The 23,183-nt window shown below is 72.9% G+C and carries 18 protein-coding genes; 12 read left to right on the top strand and 6 right to left on the bottom strand.

The features are described from left to right. Nucleotides 1–123: 123 nt before the first annotated feature. Nucleotides 124–387: a WhiB family transcriptional regulator gene (locus ACZ45Q_RS25815; RefSeq protein WP_003975777.1), complete on the bottom strand. Its 264-nt coding sequence runs from the start codon at nt 385–387 to the stop codon at nt 124–126. Nucleotides 388–1,073: 686 nt separating this feature from the next. On the opposite strand from ACZ45Q_RS25815, the gene ACZ45Q_RS25810 reads away from it, so the two are divergent. The 4 genes from ACZ45Q_RS25810 (at nt 1,074) to ACZ45Q_RS25795 (ending at nt 4,953) form a co-directional block, all read left to right on the top strand. Beyond that, nucleotides 1,074–1,592, top strand: a complete 519-nt coding sequence (locus tag ACZ45Q_RS25810) for a cysteine dioxygenase (RefSeq protein ID WP_468265502.1) — start codon at nt 1,074–1,076, stop codon at nt 1,590–1,592. Nucleotides 1,593–1,625: 33 nt separating this feature from the next. Next, nucleotides 1,626–2,585, top strand: a complete 960-nt coding sequence (gene cofD / locus ACZ45Q_RS25805; RefSeq protein ID WP_468265500.1) for a 2-phospho-L-lactate transferase — start codon at nt 1,626–1,628, stop codon at nt 2,583–2,585. Further along, entirely contained in the window at nt 2,582–3,883 is a 1,302-nt protein-coding gene (locus ACZ45Q_RS25800) for a coenzyme F420-0:L-glutamate ligase (protein ID WP_468265498.1), read from the top strand. Before cofD ends, ACZ45Q_RS25800 begins: the two co-directional genes overlap by 4 nt. 68 nt (nt 3,884–3,951) lie before the next feature. After that, nucleotides 3,952–4,953 (top strand): DNA-3-methyladenine glycosylase family protein, encoded by a 1,002-nt coding sequence (locus tag ACZ45Q_RS25795; RefSeq protein ID WP_468265496.1) that lies wholly within the window; start codon nt 3,952–3,954, stop codon nt 4,951–4,953. Nucleotides 4,954–5,232: 279 nt separating this feature from the next. Here ACZ45Q_RS25795 and manB read toward each other — a convergent pair whose 3' ends face one another. Together manB and ACZ45Q_RS25785 are read right to left on the bottom strand one after the other, a co-directional pair. Further along, nucleotides 5,233–6,315, bottom strand: coding sequence for a mannose-1-phosphate guanylyltransferase (gene manB, locus ACZ45Q_RS25790; protein ID WP_468265494.1), 1,083 nt, complete (start codon nt 6,313–6,315; stop codon nt 5,233–5,235). 155 nt (nt 6,316–6,470) lie between these two features. Continuing rightward, on the bottom strand, nt 6,471–8,105 hold the full coding sequence (locus ACZ45Q_RS25785) for an N-acetylmuramoyl-L-alanine amidase (protein WP_468265492.1): 1,635 nt from the start codon (nt 8,103–8,105) through the stop codon (nt 6,471–6,473). A gap of 139 nt (nt 8,106–8,244) precedes the next feature. Here ACZ45Q_RS25785 and ACZ45Q_RS25780 point away from each other — a divergent pair, with 139 nt between their 5' ends. From ACZ45Q_RS25780 to ACZ45Q_RS25765, 4 genes are all read left to right on the top strand, one after another. After that, nucleotides 8,245–9,006, top strand: coding sequence for a TIGR03089 family protein (locus ACZ45Q_RS25780; RefSeq protein ID WP_468265490.1), 762 nt, complete (start codon nt 8,245–8,247; stop codon nt 9,004–9,006). A gap of 237 nt (nt 9,007–9,243) precedes the next feature. After that, nucleotides 9,244–10,488, top strand: a complete 1,245-nt coding sequence (locus ACZ45Q_RS25775) for an LCP family protein (RefSeq protein WP_468265488.1) — start codon at nt 9,244–9,246, stop codon at nt 10,486–10,488. Nucleotides 10,489–10,739: 251 nt separating this feature from the next. Next, the gene (locus ACZ45Q_RS25770; RefSeq protein WP_468265486.1) at nt 10,740–12,500 is read left to right on the top strand and encodes an LCP family protein; all 1,761 of its coding nucleotides are present in this window, start codon (nt 10,740–10,742) and stop codon (nt 12,498–12,500) included. Between the two features lie 439 nt (nt 12,501–12,939). Further along, nucleotides 12,940–14,586: an LCP family protein gene (locus ACZ45Q_RS25765; RefSeq protein ID WP_468265484.1), complete on the top strand. Its 1,647-nt coding sequence runs from the start codon at nt 12,940–12,942 to the stop codon at nt 14,584–14,586. Nucleotides 14,587–14,606: 20 nt separating this feature from the next. On the opposite strand, the gene ACZ45Q_RS25760 is transcribed toward ACZ45Q_RS25765, so the two are convergent. Beyond that, entirely contained in the window at nt 14,607–15,647 is a 1,041-nt protein-coding gene (locus ACZ45Q_RS25760) for a glycosyltransferase family 2 protein (RefSeq protein WP_468265482.1), read from the bottom strand. A 145-nt stretch (nt 15,648–15,792) separates the two neighbouring features. On the opposite strand from ACZ45Q_RS25760, the gene ACZ45Q_RS25755 reads away from it, so the two are divergent. After that, nucleotides 15,793–17,301 (top strand): LCP family protein, encoded by a 1,509-nt coding sequence (locus ACZ45Q_RS25755; RefSeq protein WP_468265480.1) that lies wholly within the window; start codon nt 15,793–15,795, stop codon nt 17,299–17,301. Between the two features lie 19 nt (nt 17,302–17,320). Here the strand turns inward: ACZ45Q_RS25755 and ACZ45Q_RS25750 are convergent, their stop codons facing one another. Beyond that, a complete protein-coding gene (locus ACZ45Q_RS25750) occupies nt 17,321–18,616 on the bottom strand; it encodes an LCP family protein (protein WP_468265478.1) in 1,296 nt (431 codons plus the stop codon). Between the two features lie 119 nt (nt 18,617–18,735). On the opposite strand from ACZ45Q_RS25750, the gene ACZ45Q_RS25745 reads away from it, so the two are divergent. Beyond that, nucleotides 18,736–19,302, top strand: a complete 567-nt coding sequence (locus ACZ45Q_RS25745; RefSeq protein ID WP_468265476.1) for an acyl-CoA thioesterase — start codon at nt 18,736–18,738, stop codon at nt 19,300–19,302. A 199-nt stretch (nt 19,303–19,501) separates the two neighbouring features. Then, complete coding sequence (locus tag ACZ45Q_RS25740) at nt 19,502–20,242, top strand: hypothetical protein (RefSeq protein WP_468265474.1); 741 nt, start codon at nt 19,502–19,504, stop codon at nt 20,240–20,242. Nucleotides 20,243–20,371: 129 nt separating this feature from the next. Here the strand turns inward: ACZ45Q_RS25740 and ACZ45Q_RS25735 are convergent, their stop codons facing one another. Next, the gene (locus ACZ45Q_RS25735) at nt 20,372–21,529 is read right to left on the bottom strand and encodes an acyl-CoA dehydrogenase (protein ID WP_468265472.1); all 1,158 of its coding nucleotides are present in this window, start codon (nt 21,527–21,529) and stop codon (nt 20,372–20,374) included. Nucleotides 21,530–21,757: 228 nt separating this feature from the next. Between ACZ45Q_RS25735 and ACZ45Q_RS25730 the strand changes: the two genes are divergently transcribed. Beyond that, entirely contained in the window at nt 21,758–23,101 is a 1,344-nt protein-coding gene (locus ACZ45Q_RS25730; RefSeq protein WP_468265470.1) for a UDP-glucose dehydrogenase family protein, read from the top strand. Nucleotides 23,102–23,183: the final 82 nt, after the last annotated feature.

The raw sequence follows: 23,183 nt of genomic DNA, 5'->3' as shown, positions 1-23,183 counted from the left end.
AGCGGCTGGCCAACAAGGCGGCCCGCCGCCTGTGGACAACCCACCTGCGACGGGCCGAAGCCGCACGTACGAGGACGGATCTGATGCGCCGTTCACCGGACGGCGGCCTCACCGAGGCGGCTTTCAGACGGCGGCCTTCTTCAGCCGGCGGCGCTCCCGCTCGGACAGGCCGCCCCAGATGCCGAAGCGCTCGTCGTTGGCGAGGGCGTACTCGAGGCACTCGGAGCGGACCTCGCAGGCGAGGCAGACCTTCTTGGCCTCCCGGGTGGAGCCGCCCTTCTCGGGGAAGAAGGACTCGGGGTCGGTCTGGGCGCACAGCGCGCGCTCCTGCCAGCCGAGTTCCTCGTCCGCGTCGTCGACCAGCAGTTGCTGCACCAGCTCGGTCATGTGCGCCCCTCGTCTGTCTTTCGCGTCCCCGTGATGTTGCCGTTACCGATTCCGGCTGAACGACACGAGTGAAATTACAAGTGTGCTGCTCCGGGCGAGTCAAGCCGAGATCTGCTATTGGGCCCCTTATTCACTCTGCGGAACCAAGGCCATGCGGTAAGTGTTCAAATCGCCATAAACCTTGACACGCCGACGAGGCCCACGAGGGCCTCCACCCCCGCACAGCGCCTGTGCAGGGAAGGACGCCCTCGTGTTCGATCCCGTTCCGGCACACACCGCGAAGCGGCCCTGATCACATTCGCATCACAGGATCGCAACGGGGGTTGTGCGCCCGGCTTGTGCGCCATGTGTCCCGACAACCGCGTGAGCAAACCTTTCACCATTCAGATGAACCGGATGAGGTGAACCATGTCCCACATACCGGGCATCGAGTTGACAGTGCGGGTGTGAGCCGCTGTCCTTGTGGGCATGCTCGCGAACTTGGCGCTCACCCCGACCCGCTCCGCCGGGTCCCACGGTGCTGCCCGGGCTCGCTGTAGCTGTTGTTGCTGTTCCGGCTGTTGAGCCAAGCGCGCTCCGGCTGTCGTGCGGGTCCACCCGACCCGCCCGCCTCTCCCCACCGCCCTCACCTGGGCGTCCCCCTCGCTCTCTCCCCCGCACTCTTCCGCCGAGGAACCCCGCACCCCATGAACAGCGACAGCGACCTGCAGATCGCCGGCGACATCCTCGAAGTCCCGCATCTTCTCCAGGCACCGCGCGAGCACCCGGCCACCGTCGCCGAGTACGCCGGTCTCGCCCGCTCCATCGCCGCCGACCGGGCCCAGTGGGAGCCCCTGGTCCGCTACGACGCCACCACCCGCTGGTACCACCGGCTGCGCACCGGTCCGGGCTACGAGGTGTGGCTGCTGTCCTGGGTCCCCGGGCAGGGCAGCGGGCTGCACGACCACGGAGCCTCCTCGGGCGTGCTGACCGTCCTGGACGGCACGCTGACCGAGCGCACGCGGCGCGGCACGCGCGCGTTGCGGCCGGGCGCCCAGCGGGTGTTCGCGCCGGGCTACACGCACGAGGTGATCAACGACGCGCTGGAGCCCGCGGTGAGCCTGCACGTCTACTACCCGGGCCTGACGGAGATGACGATGTACTCGGCGCGGTGCACGGCCGCCGCGCCGCACGGCGCCGGTACCGGTGCCGTGACGACTGCCTGACGCACTGTCGTACCCGCCTGCAAGACTGGGGCCATGCGCATTGTGGTTCTGGCAGGCGGCATCGGCGGTGCCCGGTTCCTGCGCGGTCTGAAGCAGGCCGCACCGGACGCGGACATCACGGTCATCGGCAACACCGGGGACGACATCCACCTCTTCGGGCTGAAGGTCTGCCCGGACCTCGACACGGTGATGTACACGCTCGGCGGCGGCATCAACGAGGAGCAGGGCTGGGGGCGGGCCGACGAGACCTTCCACCTCAAGGAGGAGCTCGCGGCGTACGGCGTGGGGCCCGGGTGGTTCGGGCTCGGCGACCGGGACTTCGCCACGCACATCGTGCGGACGCAGATGATCGGCGCCGGATATCCGCTCAGCGCGGTGACCCAGGCCCTCTGCGACCGCTGGAAGCCGGGTGTGCGCCTGATCCCGATGACCGACGACCGGGTCGAGACGCATGTCGCCGTGGAACTGGACGGCGAGCGCAAGGCGATCCATTTCCAGGAGTACTGGGTACGGCTGCGGGCCTCCGTCCCCGCCGAGGCGGTCGTACCGGTCGGCGCCGAGCAGGCGAAGCCGGCGCCCGGCGTGCTGGAGGCGATCGCCGAGGCGGACGTGATCCTCTTCCCGCCCTCCAACCCCGTCGTCTCCGTCGGCACCATCCTCGCCGTGCCCGGCGTCCGGGAGGCGATCGCCGACGCCGGAGTGCCGGTGGTCGGCCTGTCCCCCATCGTCGGGGACGCGCCGGTGCGCGGGATGGCCGACAAGGTGCTCGCGGCGGTCGGCGTGGAGGCCACGGCCGCGGCCGTCGCCGAGCACTACGGCTCCGGTCTGCTGGACGGCTGGCTGGTCGACACGGTCGACGCGGAGTCGGTCACGCGCGTGCAGGCCGCCGGGATCCTCTGCCGGGCGGTGCCGCTGATGATGAGCGACGTGGCGGCGACCGCGCAGATGGCGCGCGAGGCGCTGGCGCTGGCGGAGGAGGTGCGGGCGGCGTGAGCGGCGACGGCTACCGGGTCTGGGCCGTACCGGGCCTGCCCGAGATCACCCCCGGCGCCGACCTCGCCAAGCTGATCGCCGAGGCCGAGCCGGGTCTGGCCGACGGGGACGTGCTCCTGGTCACCTCCAAGATCGTCTCCAAGGCCGAGGGACGCGTCGTCCGGGCGGCCGACCGGGAAGCCGCGATCGACGCGGAGACGGTGCGGGTGGTGGCCCGGCGCGGCACGCTGCGCATCGTCGAGAACCGCCAGGGCCTGGTCATGGCGGCGGCGGGCGTCGACGCGTCCAACACCCCCGCCGGCACCGTGCTGCTCCTCCCAGAGGACCCGGACGCCTCGGCCCGCGCGATCCGCGACGGGCTGCGCGACGCCCTCGGCGTCACGGTCGGCGTGGTCGTCACCGACACCTTCGGCCGGCCCTGGCGCGCCGGCCTGACGGACGTGGCGATCGGCGCGGCCGGAATCCGGGTCCTGAACGACCTGCGCGGCAGCACGGACGCGCACGGCAACCCGCTCGGCGCCACCGTCGTCGCCACGGCGGACGAGCTGGCCGCGGCGGGCGACCTGGTCAAGGGCAAGGCCGGCGGGCTGCCGGTCGCCGTCGTCCGCGGGCTGCCGCACGTGGTGTCCGAGGACGACGGGGAGGGCGCCCGCGCGATGGTGCGCGGCGCGCGGGACGACATGTTCCGGCTGGGCACCTCCGAGGCGGTACGGCAGGCGGTGACCCAGCGCCGTACGGTGCGCAGCTTCACCGACGATCCCGTCGATCCCGGAGCCGTACGACGGGCGGTGGCCGCCGCGGTCACCGCGCCGGCCCCGCACCACACGACGCCGTGGCGTTTCGTGCTCCTGGAGTCCCCGGAGTCCCGCACCCGTCTGCTGGACGCGATGCGGGACGCGTGGATCGCCGACCTGAGGGCCGACGGCAAGTCCGAGGAGTCCGTCGCCAAGCGGATCCGGCGCGGCGACGTGCTGCGCAACGCCCCGTACCTCGTCGTCCCGTGCCTGGTCATGGACGGCTCGCACACGTACGGGGACGCGCGGCGCGACGGGGCGGAGCGGGAGATGTTCGTCGTGGCCGCCGGGGCGGGCGTGCAGAACTTCCTCGTGGCGCTGGCCGGGGAGCGGCTGGGCTCGGCATGGGTGTCGTCGACGATGTTCTGCCGGGACGTCGTGCGCGAGGTGCTGGACCTGCCGGCGGACTGGGACCCCATGGGTGCCGTCGCGGTCGGCCGTCCGGCCGAGGAGCCCCGGCCGAGACCCGCGCGGGACGCCGGGGCGTTCCTGGAAGTGCGGTGAGGCCGGGTCGCGAGCACCTACCCTCGTACTGACCTCTTTCGTTTCCGCTCTTCTCCGGGACCTCACTCGTGGCTGGACGTTTCGCTCCCCGGCCGACACGGGCGACCGTGCGCGGCGGGCAGGTCGCCGTGCCCGCGGGGGTGCCGCGGCAGGCCGCCGCGCCGGGAAAGGTCCGCACCTGGGTGCCGGACGGGCCGTTCGACCTGGGGCTGGTGCTGGGGCCGCTGCGGCGCGGACCGGGCGACCCCACGTTCCGGGCCATGCCGGACGGTTCGGTGTGGCGGGCGAGCCTGACGCCCGCCGGGCCCGGGACGCTGCGGGTCGCGGCCCGAGGCGGGGAGGTGCGGGGCGAGGCCTGGGGGCCGGGGGCCGAGTGGCTGCTGGAGCGGTTGCCGGGGATGCTCGGTGCGGACGACGATCCGTCCGCGTTCGAGCCGCGGCACCGGCTGCTGGCGGTGACGCGGCACCGGCGGCCGGGGTTGCGGCTGACGCGGACCGGGCTGGTGCTGGAGTCGCTGATTCCGTCGGTGCTGGAACAGAAGGTCACGACGGTCGAGGCGTATCAGGCGTGGCGGTTGCTGGTACGGAAGTACGGGGAGCCGGCGCCGGGGCCGGCGCCCGGGCGGATGTACGTGATGCCGGCGCCTCGGACGTGGGCGCTGATCCCGTCCTGGGAGTGGCACCGCGCGGGGGTCGACAACAAGCGGGCGTCCACGATCCTGCGGGCGGTGCGGGTCGCCGCGCGGATGGAGGAGGCGGCCGGGATGGAACCGGCCGCCGCGCAGGCGCGGTTGGAGGTCGTGCCGGGGATCGGGCCGTGGACGTCGGCGGAGGTCGTGCAGCGCAGTCACGGGGCGCCGGATGCGGTGACGGTGGGGGATCTGCATCTGCCCGGGATCGTGGGGTGGGCGCTGGCGGGGAACCGGGGGGCCGACGACGAGGAGATGCTGCGCCTGCTGGAGCCGTATGCGGGGCAGCGGCATCGGGCGGCGCGGTTGATCCTGCTGAGCGGGAGGGTGCCGCCGCGGCGGGCGCCGAGGATGGCGGTGCGGGACATCGGGCGGTTGTGAGGCGGGTCTTACGGGTGCCTGGTGCCGCCCGTTTGCAGGGGTCCTGCGTCGTGGCTGGGGGTCGGGGCGTTTGTGCGGCCCGGCGTGACGGGGTGCCGCCCGCGCCCACGGGCTGTCGCCGACGGTTCGACAGTGCCCGGCGTCGTGGCCGGCGTCAGGGCGTTTGCGCAGCCCGGCGGGACGGGGTGCCTCCCCCAGAGGGGGCACCCCCAGCGCCCACCCGTGCCGCCCCAGCGGCACGACTGCCCGCGGGCTGCGGGCGGGCGCCGTCGGGCGGGGTTACGTGTCCGGGGAGAAGCGCAGGGCGCCCGAGGGGATGCGGGCGTCGCACCAGACACGGGCGCCGTCTCTCAGTTCGTTGTCGGCGCCGACCACCGCGCCGTCCCCGATGACCGTGCCCGTCAGCACCGAGCGCCGGCCCACGCGGGCCCGGTTGCCGACGAGGGAGTCCGTGACGACCGCGCCGGGCTCGATCACCGCCCCCGGCAGGATCGTGCTGCCGAAGACCCGCGCGCCCTCCGCCACGAACGCCCCCTCGCCGACCACCGTCCCGCCCGCCAGCTTGGCGTCGAGCGCCACCCTCGCCGTCGGCAGGACGAGCCGGTCGCCGCAGCGGCCGGGTATCGCCGGGGACGGGGCCCGGCCCAGGACCAGGTCCGCCGAGCCCCGGACGAACGCCGCCGGCGTGCCCAGGTCCAGCCAGTACGTCGAGTCGACCATGCCCTGGAGGTGCGCGCCGGCCGCCAGCAGCTCCGGGAACGTCTCACGCTCGACCGAGACCGGCCTGCCCGCCGGGATCGTGTCGATGAGCGAGCGGCGGAAGACGTACGCCCCCGCGTTGATCTGGTCGGTGACGATCTCCTCCGGCGTCTGGGGTTTCTCCAGGAACGCCAGGACGCGCCCCGTCCCGTCCGTGGGGACCAGCCCGTACGCCCTCGGGTCCGTCACCTGCGTCAGATGCAGGGAGACGTCCGCCCCCGTCGACCGGTGGGTGTCCACCAGCGCCCGGATGTCCAGCCCCGTCAGGATGTCGCCGTTGAAGACCAGCACCGGGTCGTCCGGTCCCGAGTGGAGCCGCGACGCCACGTTGCGGATCGCGCCGCCCGTGCCGAGCGGTTCCTCCTCCGTCACGTACTCGATGTGGAGCCCGAGCGACGAGCCGTCGCCGAAGTAGGGCTCGAAGACCTCGGCCAGATAGGACGTGGCGAGCACGATGTGCTCCACTCCCGCCGCTTTCGCCCGCGCCAGCTGGTGCGTGAGAAACGGCACCCCCGCCGCCCTGACCATCGGCTTGGGGGTGTGCACCGTGAGCGGGCGCAACCGCGTGCCCTTGCCGCCGACCAGGAGGATCGCTTCTGTCACCTGTCGTCTCTGCTTCCTGCCGGGACCGGCCGAACTGTCTTTCGGCCGGCCAGTGTATGCAGACCGTTCCATGACGCCGTCGACGGCAGTGCGGTGCGTGTTCCCGTCCCCCCACTGTCCTTCCGCCCGTGCCCCCGATGGCGGTGAACGCCCCCTCAGCGCCCCTGGTAGCGGGCCGCGGTCGAGCGGGCGGTGCCGAGTTTGCCGTACAGCCGCCGTCCCGGACAGTCCGTCACGAAGCCGTCGCGATGGCCCGAGATCACGTTCAGTCGTACGTTCTTGCCTTTTCGGTGGAGGTTGCCGCCGCCGGACTTCAGGTAGGTCTTGCCGCGCGGGTTCATGCCGTAGAGCCCGAGCTTCCAGGCGGTCAGGCGGGCGATGGCCTTCACCGCCGCCGACGAGGGCTTCTTGGAGCTGTAGGTGCCGAGTACGGCGACTCCCATGCTGTTGCTGTTGAAGCCGTAGGTGTGCGCGCCCAGGACCGGCTTGGCCACCCCGCCGGCGCGGCCCTCGTAGATCTTTCCGCACTTGTCGATGAGGAAGTTGTAGCCGATGTCGCGCCAGCCCATGCTCTTGACGTGGTAGCGGTAGATACCGCGGATGACGGAGGGGGCCTGCGAGCAGCGGTAGTTGTTGCCCGTGGCCGAGTGGTGCACGAAGGCGGCCTTGACCTTCTTGGTGTAGGCGAACTTCTTCTCGCGCAGCTTCTCGTCGGCGCCCCAGCCGCGGCGGGTGACGATGCGCGGACGCGGCCCGATGTACGGCTTGGCCCGCTGCTGCCCTGCCTGCACCGCCGGTGCCGGCTGCCCGGTCAGGGCGCCGGCGCCCAGGGCGAGCAGTTCGCGCTCCGTCTGCTCGCGGCTCAGTGCCATGATCTCGGCGGCGCCGAGCGGGGCGAAGTCGGCGTTGGCGGCGGACGCGGCCAGCGCCTCGGCCGACGCGGCCGGCACGGCGCTCTGGGCGCCGGTGCGCGGTCCGTCGGCGGGAGCGCCGGCCGGGGGCGGGTCGCCCTGCCCGGGGTCGACGAGTTCGAGGCGGAGCCCGGAGGGCAGGGGCACCGCGGCGGGCGCCGGCCCGGGCGGCACGGAGCGGTCGCCCGCCCCGGTGCCGGGGTCCGTGCCGGAGTCCGTGCCGAGGTCCGTGCCGGGGTCCGTGCCGGGGTCCGTGCCGGAGTCCGCGCCCCGGTCCGTCCCGGCGGGGGCGGGGCGGACCCGGACCTCCACGCCGTCCGACTCTCCCACCCACAGCGGTGCCGTGGCGCCCCGTACCCGCCCCGACCGGCGCTCGGCGCTGCCCGGGTCGGCGGCGTGCTCGGCGTTGTGCGTCTCGAGGTCCTGCCAGCCGGACCAGGCTCCGGTGGCGACGGCCCGGGTACGGACCTGGACGGTGCCGTGCAGTTCGGTCGCGGGGTCGTCCCACACGACGCCGACGAGGGAGAAGGGCCGTACGTCGTGGCGGGACAGGCCCTGCGCGGTGACGCCCGGCGTGCGGTCGCCGGCGAGGGGCCGCAGGGGCAGGGACCGGGTGCTGCCGGGGACATGGGGCTCGACCGGCACCGGCTGCGCCGGGCTCCGGTCCGCCTCGGCCGACCCCGACGGCTCCCCGCCGGCTTCAGCCGACCCCGACGGCCCTCCGTCCGCCTCGGCCGTCACCGACGGCCCCCCGCCGGCCTCTGCCGACACCGACGGTCTCCCGTTCGTGGGCGCCTGGGCGGCCGCGGGCGGGGCGAGGGGGAGGGCGAGGGCGGCCGCACACGTGACACCGATCGAGGAAGCAAGGAATCCACGCATGCTCCTGATCCTGGACATCCTCCGACAAATCTGTCCATTTGGAACTTGACGGTGCGCCAGGCGCGTTCGGCCGATCCGGTGGCCGTACGGCGCCCCGTCCGTTCGGTGCGCGCCGTGTGGCCCGCGTACGCTTGCGCGGGTGAACGCCACCGACCGCACCCCTGCCGACCTGCTGAGTTCCGCGCTCGCCGCGGACCCGGGACGCCCCCTGGTGACCTTCTACGACGACGCCACGGGCGAACGCGTCGAACTCTCGGTGGCCACCTTCGCCAATTGGGTGGCCAAGACCGCCAACCTCCTCCAGGACGAGCTGTCCGTCGAACCCGGGGACCGGGTCGCGCTGCTGCTGCCCGCGCACTGGCAGACGGCGGTGTGGCTGCTGGCGTGCGCGTCGGTCGGCGTGGTCGCCGACGTGGCCGGGGACCCGGCGGCGGCGGACGTGGTGGTCAGCGGGCCGGAGCCGGAGTCGCTCCAGGCGGCGCGGGCCTGCTCCGGGGCCCGGATCGCACTGGCGCTGCGCCCGCTCGGCGGGCGGTTCCCGCAGGCGCCGGAGGGGTTCACCGACTACGCGGTGGAGGTGCCGGGCCAGCCGGACCGCTTCGTGCCGTACACGCCGGTGGACCCGGAGGAGCCCGCGCTCATCGTGGCCGGGCGGGAGTTCAGCGGGGCCGAGGTGGTCGAGCGGGCACGCGCGGAGGCGACGGCGCTCGGTCTGACGGGGCCGGGCGCACGGCTGCTGTCGAGCCTGCCGTACGACACCTGGGAAGGGCTGAACGCCGGGCTGTACGGGCCGCTCGCGACCGGCGGCTCGGTGGTGCTGTGCCGGAACCTGGACCGGCTGGCCGCCGAGGCGCTGGACCAGCGGATCGAGTCGGAACGGGTGACCGCGACAGCGCGCTGACGCGCCACGGGACCATCACGCGGCCCGCCCCCGTCGCCGACCCGCCCCCGACGGCGCGCTGACGCACCACCGGGCCGGCACGCGGTCCGCCCACCCCCTTCGCCGACCCGCCCCTCCCCCGTTCGGCGCATCCCGAGCCGCCCCGCGCCGGGCGGGCGGGCCATGCTCGTAGCGGCAGCAGGAATGCACGACACGTGGCACGGCACGCTCGTACGGCATGAGGGGGTGGCGCCAGACGTGGGCGACAGGGCAGGTGCGTCCTCTCCCGAGGCCGGGGGCCGGCCCCTGGGCCCGGGCGCCGGGGCGTCCGCGACCGGCGCCGGGGCCGCACGGCGCCGCCGGCGCCGGCTGGGCTGGGCCGGGGCCGCCGTCGCCGGAGTGGTGGCCGGTGCCGCGGCCGGCGGCTGGGCGGTGTACGCCAAGCTGGACGGGAACATCACGCCCGACGAGGCCGCCGCGGCCGAGCTGGCCCGGTACGAGGAGGAGCGTCCCACCGCCCTCGTACGCGGCGCGCAGAACATCCTGCTGATCGGCTCCGACTCCCGGGCCGGCGAGGACAACGCCCGCTATGGGCGCGACCCGGGGACCGAGCGGTCGGACACCGTGATCCTGCTGCACCTGGCGGCGGGCCGGCGCAGCGCCACCGCCGTCTCCCTCCCCCGCGACCTGATGGTGCGCGTGCCGGGCTGCCGCCGCCCCGACGGCTCCCGCACCGAGCCGGTGTTCACGATGTTCAACTACGCCTTCGAGGCCGGCGGTTCGGCGTGCACGATCCGGACGGTGGAGAAACTCACCGGCATCCGCGTCGACCACCATGTCGTCATCGACTTCCACGGCTTCAAGGAGATGGTGGACGCGGTCGACGGCGTCGAGGTGTGCCTCACGGAACCCGTCGACGACGAGGCGGCCGGGCTGCGCCTGCCCGCCGGACGGGTGACGCTCGACGGGGAGCAGGCCCTCGGCTACGTCCGCGCCCGCAAGTCGCTCGGCAACGGCAGTGACACCGGCCGGATGGAACGGCAGCAGCACTTCCTCGGAGCGCTCGTCAACAAGGTGCAGAGCAATGACGTCCTGCTGAATCCGGTGAAGCTGTACCCGGTTCTGGACGCCGCCACGTCCTCCCTCACCACCGACCCGGACCTGGCGAGTCTGCGCGGTCTGTACGACCTCGTGCGCGGGCTGCGCGACATTCCCACCGAACGCGTGCAATTCCTGACCGTTCCACGGGAGTCGTACGCGCAGGACGTCAATCGCGACCAGCTCATGGAGCCCGAGGCGGAGGAGTTGTTCACCCGGCTGCGGACGGACGAACCGGTGACGGTCGCCGATCGCGGGCGCGGACAACGGGATTCCGGCGGGCACGGAACGTACGGGCGCGGCGACGCAACGTCCCGGGAAAAGCGCGGGGACGAGCCCGCGGCCGGCGATTCTCCCGCCCCGACGTTCACCGGGAACACCGCCGCGGAGGACGGCTGCGGGTAAAGCCGACTCAAAGGCGGCACACAGAAACCGGCTCTCGTCCATGGAATTGGGCGGATTGCCCGGTTGTAGGGTCGTGGAATTTGTCACCGGCGTCGCCGCACGTTGAACTGGGCAGTTAGTGTGAGCGCTCCGGTGCCCGTCCCCGAGACCGTCGTCCCGCGGTCGCGCACCAAGTCAGACCCGGAGTGAGAGACCCGAGCGCCTTTGAGGGGGAAGGCGCCGCGTGGCCCCGACGGAGGATTCGGACAACCGTGGACGCGCAAGGCCGTGGGCGGGCGGAGAACATCGACCCCGCAGACCAGTGGGTACTCAATCCGCGCACCGGCGAATACGAACTGCGACTAGGCCCTTCCGCTCCGCAGTCGGCGGTCCCCGGACCCCGCAGAGCCTCCCCCGACGCGGGCGCCGCACCGCGCGGCCGTACGGCGAACCCCGACCGCGGCGCCCCGGGCCGCGACCGGCCGGACCGGGACGCTCCCGGCCGTGAGGTCCCGCCCCCGCGCAGGCGGCGCGGCGCACCCGCGGAGCCGCCCCCCGGACGGCGCGGGCGCCGGCCGGTGAAGAAGAAGTCGACGGGCAAAAAGGTCCTGATGTGGTCCGGCGGCACGCTGGCGTTCGTCGTCCTGGGCACCGCGGCGGCCGCGTACTTCTATCTGGAGCACCTGAACGACAACATCACCTCGGTCTCCGACGACGGCGCGAGCACGGGTGGCTTCCGCAAGGACGAGGCCATCAACATCCTGCTGATCGGCACCGACAAGCGCACCGGCGCCGGCAACGACGGCTACGGCGACGCCGGGAGCGAGGGGCACGCCGACACCACGATCCTGCTGCACGTCTCCAAGGACCGGTCGAACGCCACCGCGCTGAGCATCCCGCGCGACCTGATCGTGGACATCCCCGACTGCCCCACGGAGCAGGAGGACGGCTCCCAGAAGATCATCCCCGGCGAGCAGGGCGTCCGCTTCAACACCAGCCTCGGCCAGCGCGGCCGCACCCCGAGCTGCACGATGCGGACGGTCACCGAACTGACCGGCGTCAAGCCCGACAACTTCATGGTGGCCGACTTCAACGCGGTCAAGACGCTGTCCTCGGCGGTCGGCGGTGTCGAGGTGTGCCTGAACAAGGACATCGACGACCCCGACTCTCATCTGAACCTGCCGGCGGGCAAGCACACCGTGGAGGGCGAGCAGGCCCTGGCGTTCGTCCGCACCCGGCACTCCGTGGGCACGGGCGGCGACCTGAGCCGGATCGAGCTCCAGCAGCAGTTCCTCGGCTCGCTGATGCGCAAATTGAAGTCCAACGACACCCTCACCAGCCCGTCGAAGATGGTGAAGCTGGCCGAGGCGGGCACCGAGGCCCTCACGGTCGACTCCCAGCTCGACAGCATCGGCAAGCTGAAGGACCTCGGACTGGAGCTGGGCAAGCTCGACACCAAGAACCTGACGTTCATCAGGGTGCCAGTGCGCGACAATCCCGCCGAGAAGGTCAAGGCGACGGTCGTCCTGGACGAGTCCAAGGCCCCGCAGGTCTTCGACATGATCAAGAACGACGTCTCCTTCACCGAGGTCAAGGAAAAGAAGAAGAAGGAGGCCGCCGCGGTCGCCGCCCGGCTGGAGGGCCCCAAGGCCGACGCCTCCGAGGTCCGCGTCCGCGTCCTCAACGGCGGTGCCCCGAGCGGCAGTGCCCAGCGGGAGCTGGCCTGGCTCCAGACCGAGGCGGGGGTCACCAAGTCCGAGAACGCGGGCAACGCGCCCGAGGAACTGGCCAAGACCACGCTGGAGTACGCCCCCGACCAGGCCGACCAGGCGCGCCGTCTCGCCGACCTGCTGGGTCTGTCCGGCTCGGCGATGAAGGAGGGCGAGAGCGTGACCAACGCCCAGGGCCTGCCCACCATGACGCTGACGCTGGGCAAGGACTTCAAGGGCGCCGGAGTGAAGCTGAACGGGACGTCCGCGGCCCCGGCCGACGTGGAGAAGTCCACCGCCGACCAGGTCAAGTGCGCCCAGTGATCCGGCGGGCCACGGGCCGCCGTACCCCGTGCGAACGGATCCCCCGCCGGGACGCAACCCTTGGCACGCGTCGGCCGTCACATACGTGAGCAGGACATCAGGAGGGTCTCGTCGTCCACGTGGGGCCGCGCCGGCGTCGTGTGCCCGCTGACCCGACCGCGCGGAGGAATCGGCGGCCCTCCTCCGCGTCACACGCCTCACTGACGCTCGGGGACGGCCGGCGACGACGCCGGCACCGGGCCGGACTCCACGCGCGGGCGCGCGGCTCGACGCCCCGGTGAAGGCGCCGGAGGCGGAGAAGTCCACGGCCGGCAGCGTGCAGTGCGCCGGTCGAGGCCGTGAGGTGACCTGAGGAGCCCGTCGCGCGTCTGACAGGACGAGGGGCAGGCGCGGTGGCGGGGTGTGCGGGCGGGGGCCCGTGGGCGGGGAAGGACAGGACGTGACGCGAAGCAGTGTGCAGGAGGAGGCGGCGCCCGGTGCGGTGCGGACCCCCGCCGGGCCCGGCGGGGCCGCCGGCGGAGGCGGCGCCGAAGGGGAGAGCGGCGGTGACGGCTGCACGGAGGCGGGCGGCCGGAGCGGTGGCCGCCGGCCGCGGCGCCGCCGGGTGCTGCGCTGGACCGCCACCGTCCTCGCCCTGCTCATACTCGGCACGGCCGGGGCCGGCTACCTCTACTACCGGCATCTGAACGGCAACATCAAGAAGGACGAGCTGAACCTGGGCGACAACAAGGTCGCCGAGCCGACGCCGAACGCCGCCGGGCAGACCCCGCTGAACATCCTGGTCATCGGGTCGGACGCGCGCGACACCGAGGAGAACCAGGAACTCGGCGGCGCCCGCGAGACGTTCGGCTCGACGCCGCTGGCGGACGTGCAGATGCTGGTGCACCTGTCGGCCGACCGCACCAACATGTCGGTCATCAGCATGCCCCGCGACACCCTGGTGCACATCCCCAAGTGCACCGACCCGGACGACGGGAAGGTCTACCCGGCGAGCCAGGGCCGGACGATGACCAACCAGAGCCTCGGCCACGGCGGCCCCGGCTGCACGGTGGCCACCTGGCAGGAGCTGACCGGCATCCACATCGACCACTTCGTCATGGTGGACTTCGCCGGCGTGGTGGCGATGGCGGACGCCGTCGGCGGCGTCCCCGTCTGCGTGGACGCCAACATCCACTCGCGCACCGCCGACGGCAAGGGCTCGGGCCTGAAACTGGAGAAGGGCACCACGGACATCAAGGGCGAGCAGGCCTTGCAGTGGCTGCGCACCCGGTACGGCTTCGAGGACGGCAGCGACCTCGCCCGCGCCAAGGCCCAGCACATGTACATGAGCGCGATGGTCCGTCAGCTGCGCCAGAACGCCACTCTCAGCAGCCCCAACAAGCTGCGCCGGCTGGCCGAGGAGGCCACCAGGGCGCTCACCGTCGACCCGGGCCTGGACACCGTCAAGAAGCTGTACGACCTCAGCACCGAGCTGCGCAAGGTGAAGCCGGAGCGCATCACCATGACGACGATGCCCAACCGCTACGTGGGCGCGCGCGTCGAGCCGACCGAGGACGCCGAGCAGCTGTTCCGGCTGGTGCGCGAGGACATCCCCCTGGACGGCAAGGGCGCGAAGCCGAAGAAGGACCAGGGGGAGGCGGAGACGCCCGACAAGACGCCCGCCGACCAGGCCGCCGAGGACGCGGAGATCGCCGTGCAGGTGCGCAACGGCACCCGTACCGGCACCGGTCCGCCGGTGCCCGGGCGCGCGGGCACGGTCGCCGGGCTGCTCGCGGAGAAGGGCTTCGCGCAGGCGGTCGCCGACCAGTCCACGGTGCTGTCCGAGGAGCGCACGGTGGTCCGCTACCCGAGCGCCGACCTGGAGGGCGACGCCCGCCGGGTCGCCGAGGCGCTGGGCATCCCGGCGAGTGCGGTGCAGCGGTCCACGGACGTCTCCGGGGTGACGCTCGTCGTCGGCGCGGACTGGCGCGAGGGCACTCGGTACCGGGCGCCGGAACAGGACGACACCACGCCCGAGTCGGCCGACGCCCTCAACGGAGCCGACGACAGCGCCTGCATGGCGGTGGACCCGGCGTTCACCTGGTGAGGACCGGCGGACGCTGACGGTCAGCGGGCGGGGTCGGCCTCCGCCCGCACCGCGGGCCGCCGCGACGCGATCACCTTGCGGGCCAGCGACCGCGGGCTGGTCAAAAAGCCCCAGCCCCACGACATGTGCATGGTCGCCAGCGCCACCGGGATCCGCAGCCGGGCCTTGACCGGGAGCCCCTTGCCCGCCGGTACCGACCCGGCGGCGATGGCCGCCAGGTAGCCGCCGGGGATCACGAACCCCCACGGCGTGAGCGCCGCGCCGACCACGAGGCCGGCCGCGATCGCGCACACGGCCGTCGGCGGGGCGAGGTAGCGCAGGTTGATGGAGCCGGAGTGGTAGCGGGCGACGACGTGCCGCCAGCGGCCGTAGTCCTTGTACTGCTTGGCCAGCGCCCGCACGCTCGGCCGGGGCCGGTAGGAGACCTTCAGCTCCGGCGAGAACCAGATCAGCCCGCCGGCCTCGCGGATGCGGAAGTTCAGCTCCCAGTCCTGGGCACGGATGAACTCCTCGTTGTAGCCGCCCTGCTGCTCCAGTGCCTCGCGGCGGAACACCCCGAGGTAGACCGTCTCGGCGGGGCCCGCCTGGCCGCCGGTGTGGAAGGCGGCGTTGCCGACGCCGATCTTCGAGGTCATGGCGGCGGCGACCGCGTGCTCCCAGTCGTTCTCGCCCTCGGCGTGCATGATGCCGCCGACGTTCTGCGCGCCGGTCTCCTCCAGGAGCCGCACGGCGGTGGCGATGTAGTCCGGCGACAGCATGCCGTGGCCGTCGACACGGACGACGACCGGGTGGCGGGAGGCCTTGATCGCGGCGTTCAGCGCGGCCGGGGTGCGCCCGGTGGGGTTGGGCACGGTGTGCACGCGCGGGTCCTCGCGGACCAGCTCGGCGGCGATCTCGTCCGTGCGGTCCGTGGACGGACCGAGGGCGATCACGACCTCCATCTCGCCGGCGTACTCCTGGGCGAGGATGGCGCGGACGGCGCCGCGCAGATGCCGCTCCTCGTTGAGGACGGGCATGATCACGGAAACGGCGGGGAGCCGCACGTCGGGCTTGGCGTTCATCGGTGCTCACGTTACCGCGAACGGGGGACACGGGTGCGCGCCGCGGGGTCGCTGCCCCGGGCCGCAGATCGTATCGGCCTACCGTGCTCAGGGTTCCCACGTCCGGCCGCAGCCCGCACGGGCCCGTCCTCGCGGAGGTGTCCCCTTGCCCAAGCCGCCCCGCTCCCCCGCCTCCCGGGTGCCGGCCGTGCCCACGCGGGGCGGCCCCCCGTCGCAGCGGCGGCGCCCGCAGGCCGCCCGGCGGGCGCCCGCGCGGCGCAGGCGACCGCGCTGGGCCATGCGGACGGTGACGGCGCTGTCGGTGGTGGTGCTGGCGTCCGCCGGGATCGGGCACGCGGTGCTGTCCACGCTGGACGCGGACATCGGCCGGGTCGACGCCTTCAAGGACATGAAGAACCGCCCGGAGGCCGGGCACGGCATGAACGTCCTGCTGGTCGGCACCGACGGCCGGGAGAAGATCTCCGAGGAGGAGCGGAAGAAGTACCGGCTCGGCGGCGCGCCCTGCCACTGCACCGACACGATCATGATCGTGCACATCTCGGAGGACCGGGACCGCGCCAGCGTGGTCAGCCTGCCCCGCGACTCCTACGCCATGACCCCGCCGCACACCGACCGCAACACCGGCAAGCGGCACGGCGGGCACCCGCTCAAGCTGAACGCCGCGTACGCCGAGGGCGGCCCCCGGCTGACGATCCGCACCGTGGAGAACATGACCCGCGTGAAGATCGACCACTATCTGGAGGTCGACTTCACCAGCTTCATGAAGACGGTCGACGTGCTCGGCGGGGTGGAGATCTGCACCGCCGAGCCCCTCAAGGACAGCCACAGCGGGCTGGACCTGCCCGCCGGCAACCACACGCTCCTGGGCGGGCAGGCCTTGCAGTACGTCCGCGCCCGGCACGTCGACGGCGCCTCGGACCTGAGCCGGATGAAGCGCCAGCAGCAGTTCCTCGCCGCCCTCATCGACCGGGCGACGTCCTCCGGGATCCTGCTGAACCCGATCAAGTTCCGGGACATCACCCGCGCGGTGCTCGGCTCGGTCCGCGCCGACAAGGGCTTCGGCACCGACGAACTGCTGGCCCTGGGCCGGGCCATGCGGGACTTCTCGCCCTCGTCGTCGGAGTTCACCACCGTGCCCATCGGGCAGATGGGGTACGCCGTGAAGGGCGTCGGCTCGACCCTGAAGTGGGACCCGGTCAAGTCCGAGCGGATCTTCCGGGCCCTGCGCGAGGACAAGCCGCTGGCCCCGCCCCCGCCCGCCCGGCGCGGTGAGCCGGCGGTGCGCGTTCCGGTGGACCCCCGGCAGATCCGCGTCCAGGTGGAGAACGGCACCCGCACGCCCGGGCTCGGCAAGCGGATCGACCGGGCGCTCGCGGCGACCGGGTTCCGCACCACGGGGGCGCCGGTGAACGCGGCGGCCCCCGCGGTGGAGCGGACGATCGTCGCCTACGACCCCCGCTGGGACCGCTCGGCCAAGTCCCTGGCCGCCGCGCTGCCCGGCAGCGAACTGCGGCCGGTCAAGGGGCAGGGGGCGACGCTGAAGGTGATCGCGGGCGCCGACTTCCGGGAGGTGCGCACGGTGAAGCCGCAGGAGCCGCCGCAGAAGCCGGGCACGGTCGTGCGCGGCGACGAGGTGGTGTGCGGCAAGCGCTGACGCCCGCCGGGGGAGGCGGTCACTTGCCGGAGACGGTGACCTTCTCGTCGTTCTTCAGCTGGCCCACCAGTTCCTTCACCTTGGCGGTGTCCCACTGGAGGTTGCCGTTGGCGGCGTTGCCCGCGATCGGCATGTTCATGGAGGTGCCGTCGCCGCCGCTGACGCCCTTCATCGCCCAGAACATGTCGGCCAGGTCGAACAGGCCCATGTCCTTGTCGACGATGAGCGAGTCGAGGCCCGCGCCCATCGTCGGGTAGAGCCGGAAGGGGTTCAGGACGGTGGACGGCGTGGCCACCTGGCTCGCCAGGGCCGACAGGAACTTCTGCTGGTTCTTGGTGCGGTCCAGGTCGGAGCCGGCCAGCGCGTAGCGGGTGCGGACGAAGGCCAGGGCCTCCTGGCCGTCCAGGGTCTGCCTGCCCTTCTTCAGGTCGGCGCCGGACTTGGCGTCCTTGATGTCCTGCGGGATGTCCATCTCGACACCGCCGACCGCGTCCACGATGTTGGCGAAGCCGGCGAAGCCGATCTCGACGTAGTGGTCGATGCGCAGGCCGGTGTTGAACTCGACGGTGCGCACCAGCAGCTCGGGGCCGTCCTCGGCGTAGGCGGCGTTGAGCTTCACCTGCCGTCCGGTGCCCTCGTAGCGCTTGCCGGAGTCGGAGCCGACGAAGGAGGGGATCTCCACGTTGGAGTCGCGGGGCAGGGAGATCAGCGTGGCGCCGTTGTCACCGGTGTGCAGGATCATCATCGAGTCCGTGCGCTTGCCCTCGGCGGAACCGGTGTGCAGGTCCTTCTTCTGCTGGTCGGTCATGCCCTCGCGGCTGTCGGAGCCGACGATCAGGTAGTTGGTGCCCTCGCCCGCCTCGGGCCGCTCGATGACCTTGGACAGGTCGACCTCGCGGTTGAGCTTGGAGTCGGCCCAGAAGTAGGTGCCGACGAACGTGACGACCAGCACCGTGGCCAGGGTGATCGCCGTCAGCTTGAGGCGTCTGCCCCAGTTCGGCGCGGGCCGCGGACCGTGCGGGCCGCCGCCGGGGCCCCGGCCGCCGGGTGTCCCGTAGACCTGACCGGTGTTGTAGCCGCTGTCGTAGCCGCCGGGACCGTCCGGGCCGTAACCGTCGTGGCCGCGGCCGTCGACGTACGACGGCTGCTGGGGCACGCCGCCGTACGCGGGCGCGGCCGGGCCGGGGCCGGGCCCCGCGGGGCCGCGGCGGACCTGCCGCATCACACGGGCGCTCTCGGGCCGCGCGTTCGCGCTGCCGCGCCCGTAGCCGCTGCCGCGGTCGTCGCCGGACCATCCCTGGGGCCAATCATTCATGCGCCCCAGTGTGCAGGTCCCGGCGGTGCGGCGGACAAGAGTCGTCGGAAAATAGGGGCGGCGCTGTTGCGAAGCTGACACAAATCACACCCGTGTCGCCTCGGCATAAGGTGGAGGCCATGACAGACCAGGCACACCAGGCCTCGGCCGCGGAGTCGGGCACCCCGGAGATCCCGGGCAAGCCGACCTCGGCCTCCCGTACCACCCTCAGCCACATCATGACCCACAGCGACACCAACCTCCTGGGCACGGTGCACGGCGGAGTGATCATGAAGCTGGTCGACGACGCGGCCGGCGCCGTCGCCGGACGGCACTCCGGCGGTCCCGCCGTCACCGCGTCGATGGACGAGATGGCGTTCCTCGAACCGGTCCGCGTCGGCGACCTCGTCCATGTGAAGGCCCAGGTCAACTGGACCGGCCGGACCTCGATGGAGGTCGGCGTGCGGGTGCTGGCCGAGCGCTGGAACGAGTCGACGCCGCCCACCCAGGTGGGCTCGGCGTACCTGGTCTTCGCCGCCGTGGACGCCGACGGCAAGCCCCGTCAGGTGCCGCCGGTCCTCCCCGAGACCGAGCGGGACAAGCGCCGCTACCAGGAGGCCCAGATCCGGCGCACCCACCGGCTGGCCCGGCGCCGCGCGATCCTGGAGCTGCGCCGGCAGCGGGCGGCGGAGGGCTTCGAGGACTGACCCGCCCGCCGCGCCCCCGTCCGCCCGACGCGCCCGTCCGCCCACCGCGCCTCCGTCCGTCCGCCGCGGTCGGGCCCGTTCGCTGCACCGGCCCGGCAATCCGGCGGGCCGCGTCTTGCCGGTGACGGGCATGGGCGGCGGCCCTGCCGACGTGCTCGAATGCACCGACAGGAGACCCGGAGGGTGCGAGGGGGACACGGTGGCGTCGGCGGTGCGCGGGGCGATGCAGGGCGTGGGGTGGCTGCTGGTCGGGCTCGTGATGCTCGCCGTGGGGGTGGCGTCCGCCCGTGAGGTTTCCGGGGCGCTGGAACGGGAGCGGGAGTTCCGTGCCGCGCCGGCCTGCCGCTCCGTGCCCGTGCGGGCGTCGGGGTGTCTGTGGGAGCAGGACTTCACCGTGCGCTCGGCCGACACCCACCGCACGGACCGGTACGAGTCGCCGGAGGCGGAACTGCTGCTGCCGTCCGGTGAGCCCTGGCGGGTGACGTTCCGGAACACCGACCCGGTCGTCTCCGAGCTGGAGCCGGGCGACGAGGTCGTCGGGCTCATCTGGCACGGGGAGGTCGTCGAGGTGCGGACCGGGGACGGCCTGCGGCAGCAGACCTCCGACGGCCCGGTGGACTGGGCCGACGACCGCCTCGGCGGTGCGCTCGCCTGCTTCTCGGTCGGTGGGGCCGCCGTCGTCGGGGCGGTCTGGGGGCTGTTCGCCCGGGGCGACCGGCGGCACCGGAAGGCGGCCGCGGCGGTGCGCTGGCACGGCGTCGCGCTGGGGTTCGCGTCCCTGCTGGCGCTGTGGGCGCAGGTGGGCAACGGCTGGCCGATGTGGGCGCTCGGGGTGATCTGGGGACCGCTCGCGCTGTTCTGCCTGGCGTCCGCGGTGGCGTTCGCCGCCTCGGCCCTGCGCGGCGGCCTGACGCTCGAGACCCCGGCCCGCACCGAGTGAGGGCGCTGCCCCGGCCCGCACCGGCCGAGGGTGCCCGGGGGACGGCTCCCGGCGGGTGGGAACGTCCGTGAGCGCGAGCGAGGGGCGCCCCTGGGACGGGCACCCCTCGCTCGCGGCTCGGCGGACCGGTTACGGCAGGTTGCGCGCCATGACGATGCGCTGGACCTGGTTCGTGCCCTCGTAGATCTGGGTGATCTTGGCGTCGCGCATCATGCGCTCCACCGGGTAGTCGCGGGTGTAGCCGTAGCCGCCGAGGAGCTGGACGGCGTCGGTGGTGGCCTCCATGGCGACGTCCGAGGCGAAGCACTTGGCGGCGGCGCCCAGGTAGGTGAGGTCGGCGTCGCCGCGCTCGGAGGCGGCGGCGGCCTGGTAGGTCAGGGCGCGGGCGGCCGAGATCTTCATGGCCATGTCGGCGAGCATGAACTGGATGCCCTGGAAGTCGGCGATCGGCTTGCCGAACTGCTTGCGCTCCTGGACGTAGCCCTTGGCGTAGTCGAGGGCGCCCTGGGCGATGCCGAGGGCCTGGGCGGCGATGGTGATGCGGGTGTGGTCCAGCGTCTTCATCGCCGTGGCGAAGCCGGTGCCCTCCTCGCCGATCATGCGGTCGGCGGGGATGCGGACGTTGTCCAGGTAGACCTCGCGGGTCGGGGAGCCCTTGATGCCGAGCTTCTTCTCGGGGGCGCCGAAGGAGACGCCCTCGTCGGACTTCTCCACCACGAACGCGCTGATGCCCCTGGAGCGCTTGGCCGGGTCGGTGACCGCCATGACCGTGTAGTACTCGGATACGCCCGCGTTGGTGATCCAGCGCTTCACGCCGTTGAGCACCCAGTGGTCGCCGTCGCGGACGGCCTTGGTCTTCATACCGGCGGCGTCCGAGCCCGCGTCCGGCTCGGAGAGGCAGTACGAGAACATCGCGTCGCCCTTGGCGAGCGGGGCCATGTACTTCTTCTTCAGCTCCTCGGAGCCGGAGAGGATCACCGGCAGCGAGCCCAGCTTGTTCACGGCCGGGATCAGGGAGGAGGACGCGCAGACGCGGGCCACCTCCTCGATCACGATGACCGTGGCGAGGGCGTCGGCGCCCGCGCCGCCGTACTCCTCGGGGACGTGGACGGCGTGCAGGTCGTTGGCCACCAGGGCGTCGAGCGCCTCCTGCGGGAAGCGGGCGTCCTCGTCCACCGCGGCGGCGTGCGGCGCGATCTTCGCCTCGGCCAGCGCGCGGACGGCGTCGCGGAGCATGTCGTGCTCCTCGGACGGGCGGTACAGGTCGAAGTCAGCCGATCCGGCCAAGGTCTCTCACGCTCCAAAACGCTGCGATGCTGGGCACGCTAACTACCGTTAAGTAACCCAAATTTTAGAGCTCCGGCCGCGCCGATGGATAGGTGAGCTTGACGACAGCGCGAAAGACCGCGGCCGGACGGCGGGACGGACGGCCGGAGAGTCGCCCGTCGAGGGCGTGCCCCGCACCCCGGTTATGCTCGGGCGCGCACGTCCGCCGCAGACTCCTGGAGCACCCCCATGGCCATCAAGATCACCGTGATCGGCACCGGCTACCTCGGCGCGACCCATGCGGCGGCCATGGCGGAGCTGGGCTTCGAGGTCATGGGGCTCGACGTGGTGCCCGAGAAGATCGAGATGCTGCGCCGCGGCGAGGTCCCGATGTACGAGCCGGGCCTGGAGGAGCTGCTGCGCCGGCACGTCGCCGGGATCGAGGGCTCCAGCGGACGGCTGCGGTTCACGACCGACTACGCCGAGGTCGCGGCCTTCGGCGACGTGCACTTCGTGTGCGTGAACACACCGCAGAAGCACGGCGAGTACGCCTGCGACATGTCGTACGTGGACGCCGCGATCGCCTCGCTCGCACCGCATCTGCGCGGTCCCGCCCTGGTCGTCGGCAAGTCGACCGTGCCCGTCGGCTCCGCCGACCGGCTGGCCGCCTACCTCGCCGAGCACGCCCCGGCCGGCGGCGACGCCGAGCTGGCCTGGAATCCGGAGTTCCTGCGCGAGGGCTTCGCCGTCCAGGACACCCTGCACCCGGACCGGATCGTGGTCGGGGTGCGCAGCGAGCGCGCCGAGAAGCTGCTGCGGGAGGTGTACGCCACGCCGGTCGCGGAGGGCTCGCCGTTCGTCGTCACCGACTTCCCGACCGCCGAGCTGGTGAAGACCTCCGCCAACTCCTTCCTGGCCACCAAGATCTCCTTCATCAACGCGATGGCGGAGGTGTGCGAGGCCGCGGGCGGGGACGTGGCCAGGCTGGCGGAGGCGATCGGCTACGACGACCGGATCGGGAAGAAGTTCCTGCGGGCCGGGATCGGGTTCGGCGGCGGGTGCCTGCCCAAGGACATCCGGGCGTTCATGGCGCGCGCCGGTGAGCTGGGCGCCGACCAGGCGCTGACCTTCCTGCGCGAGATCGACTCCATCAACATGCGCCAGCGCGGCCAGATGGTGGAGCTGACCCGGCAGGCCCTGGGCGGCGGGCCGTTCCTGGGCAAGCGGGTCGCGGTCCTCGGCGCCACCTTCAAGCCGGACTCCGACGACGTGCGCGACTCCCCCGCGCTGAACGTCGCCGGGCAGATCCACCTCCAGGGCGCCCAGGTCACGGTGTACGACCCGAAGGGCATGGACAACGCCCGGCGGCTGTTCCCGACGCTCGGCTACGCGGACACCGCACTGGAGGCGGTGCGCGGCGCGGACGTGGTGCTGCACCTGACGGAGTGGCGGGAGTTCCGCGAGCTGGACCCGGAGGCGCTGGGCGCGGCCACGGCGGCCCGGGTGATCCTCGACGGCCGCAACGCGCTGGACGCGGAGGCCTGGCGGCGGGCCGGGTGGACGTACCGGGCGATGGGGCGCCCGACGGCGTAGCGGCGCGGCACAGACGGCGGACGAGGTGACGCCGGTTCGGCCGAGGCTCAGTCGGCCGAACCGGCGTCGTGCTGCATTCTGC

The organism is Streptomyces sp. NPDC031049, from assembly GCF_055571015.1.
Note: the sequence above shows the minus strand (reverse complement) of the source record. Positions and strands in the feature narration are given on the sequence as shown.

Coding starts and splice junctions, on each gene's coding strand:
- ACZ45Q_RS25815 (WP_003975777.1), bottom strand. CDS start 387: ATGACCGAGCTGGTGCAGCAACTGCTGGTCGACGACGCGGACGAGGAA.
- ACZ45Q_RS25750 (WP_468265478.1), bottom strand. CDS start 18,616: ATGAATGATTGGCCCCAGGGATGGTCCGGCGACGACCGCGGCAGCGGC.
- ACZ45Q_RS25760 (WP_468265482.1), bottom strand. CDS start 15,647: ATGAACGCCAAGCCCGACGTGCGGCTCCCCGCCGTTTCCGTGATCATG.
- ACZ45Q_RS25745 (WP_468265476.1), top strand. CDS start 18,736: ATGACAGACCAGGCACACCAGGCCTCGGCCGCGGAGTCGGGCACCCCG.
- ACZ45Q_RS25730 (WP_468265470.1), top strand. CDS start 21,758: ATGGCCATCAAGATCACCGTGATCGGCACCGGCTACCTCGGCGCGACC.
- ACZ45Q_RS25810 (WP_468265502.1), top strand. CDS start 1,074: ATGAACAGCGACAGCGACCTGCAGATCGCCGGCGACATCCTCGAAGTC.
- cofD (WP_468265500.1), top strand. CDS start 1,626: ATGCGCATTGTGGTTCTGGCAGGCGGCATCGGCGGTGCCCGGTTCCTG.
- ACZ45Q_RS25785 (WP_468265492.1), bottom strand. CDS start 8,105: ATGCGTGGATTCCTTGCTTCCTCGATCGGTGTCACGTGTGCGGCCGCC.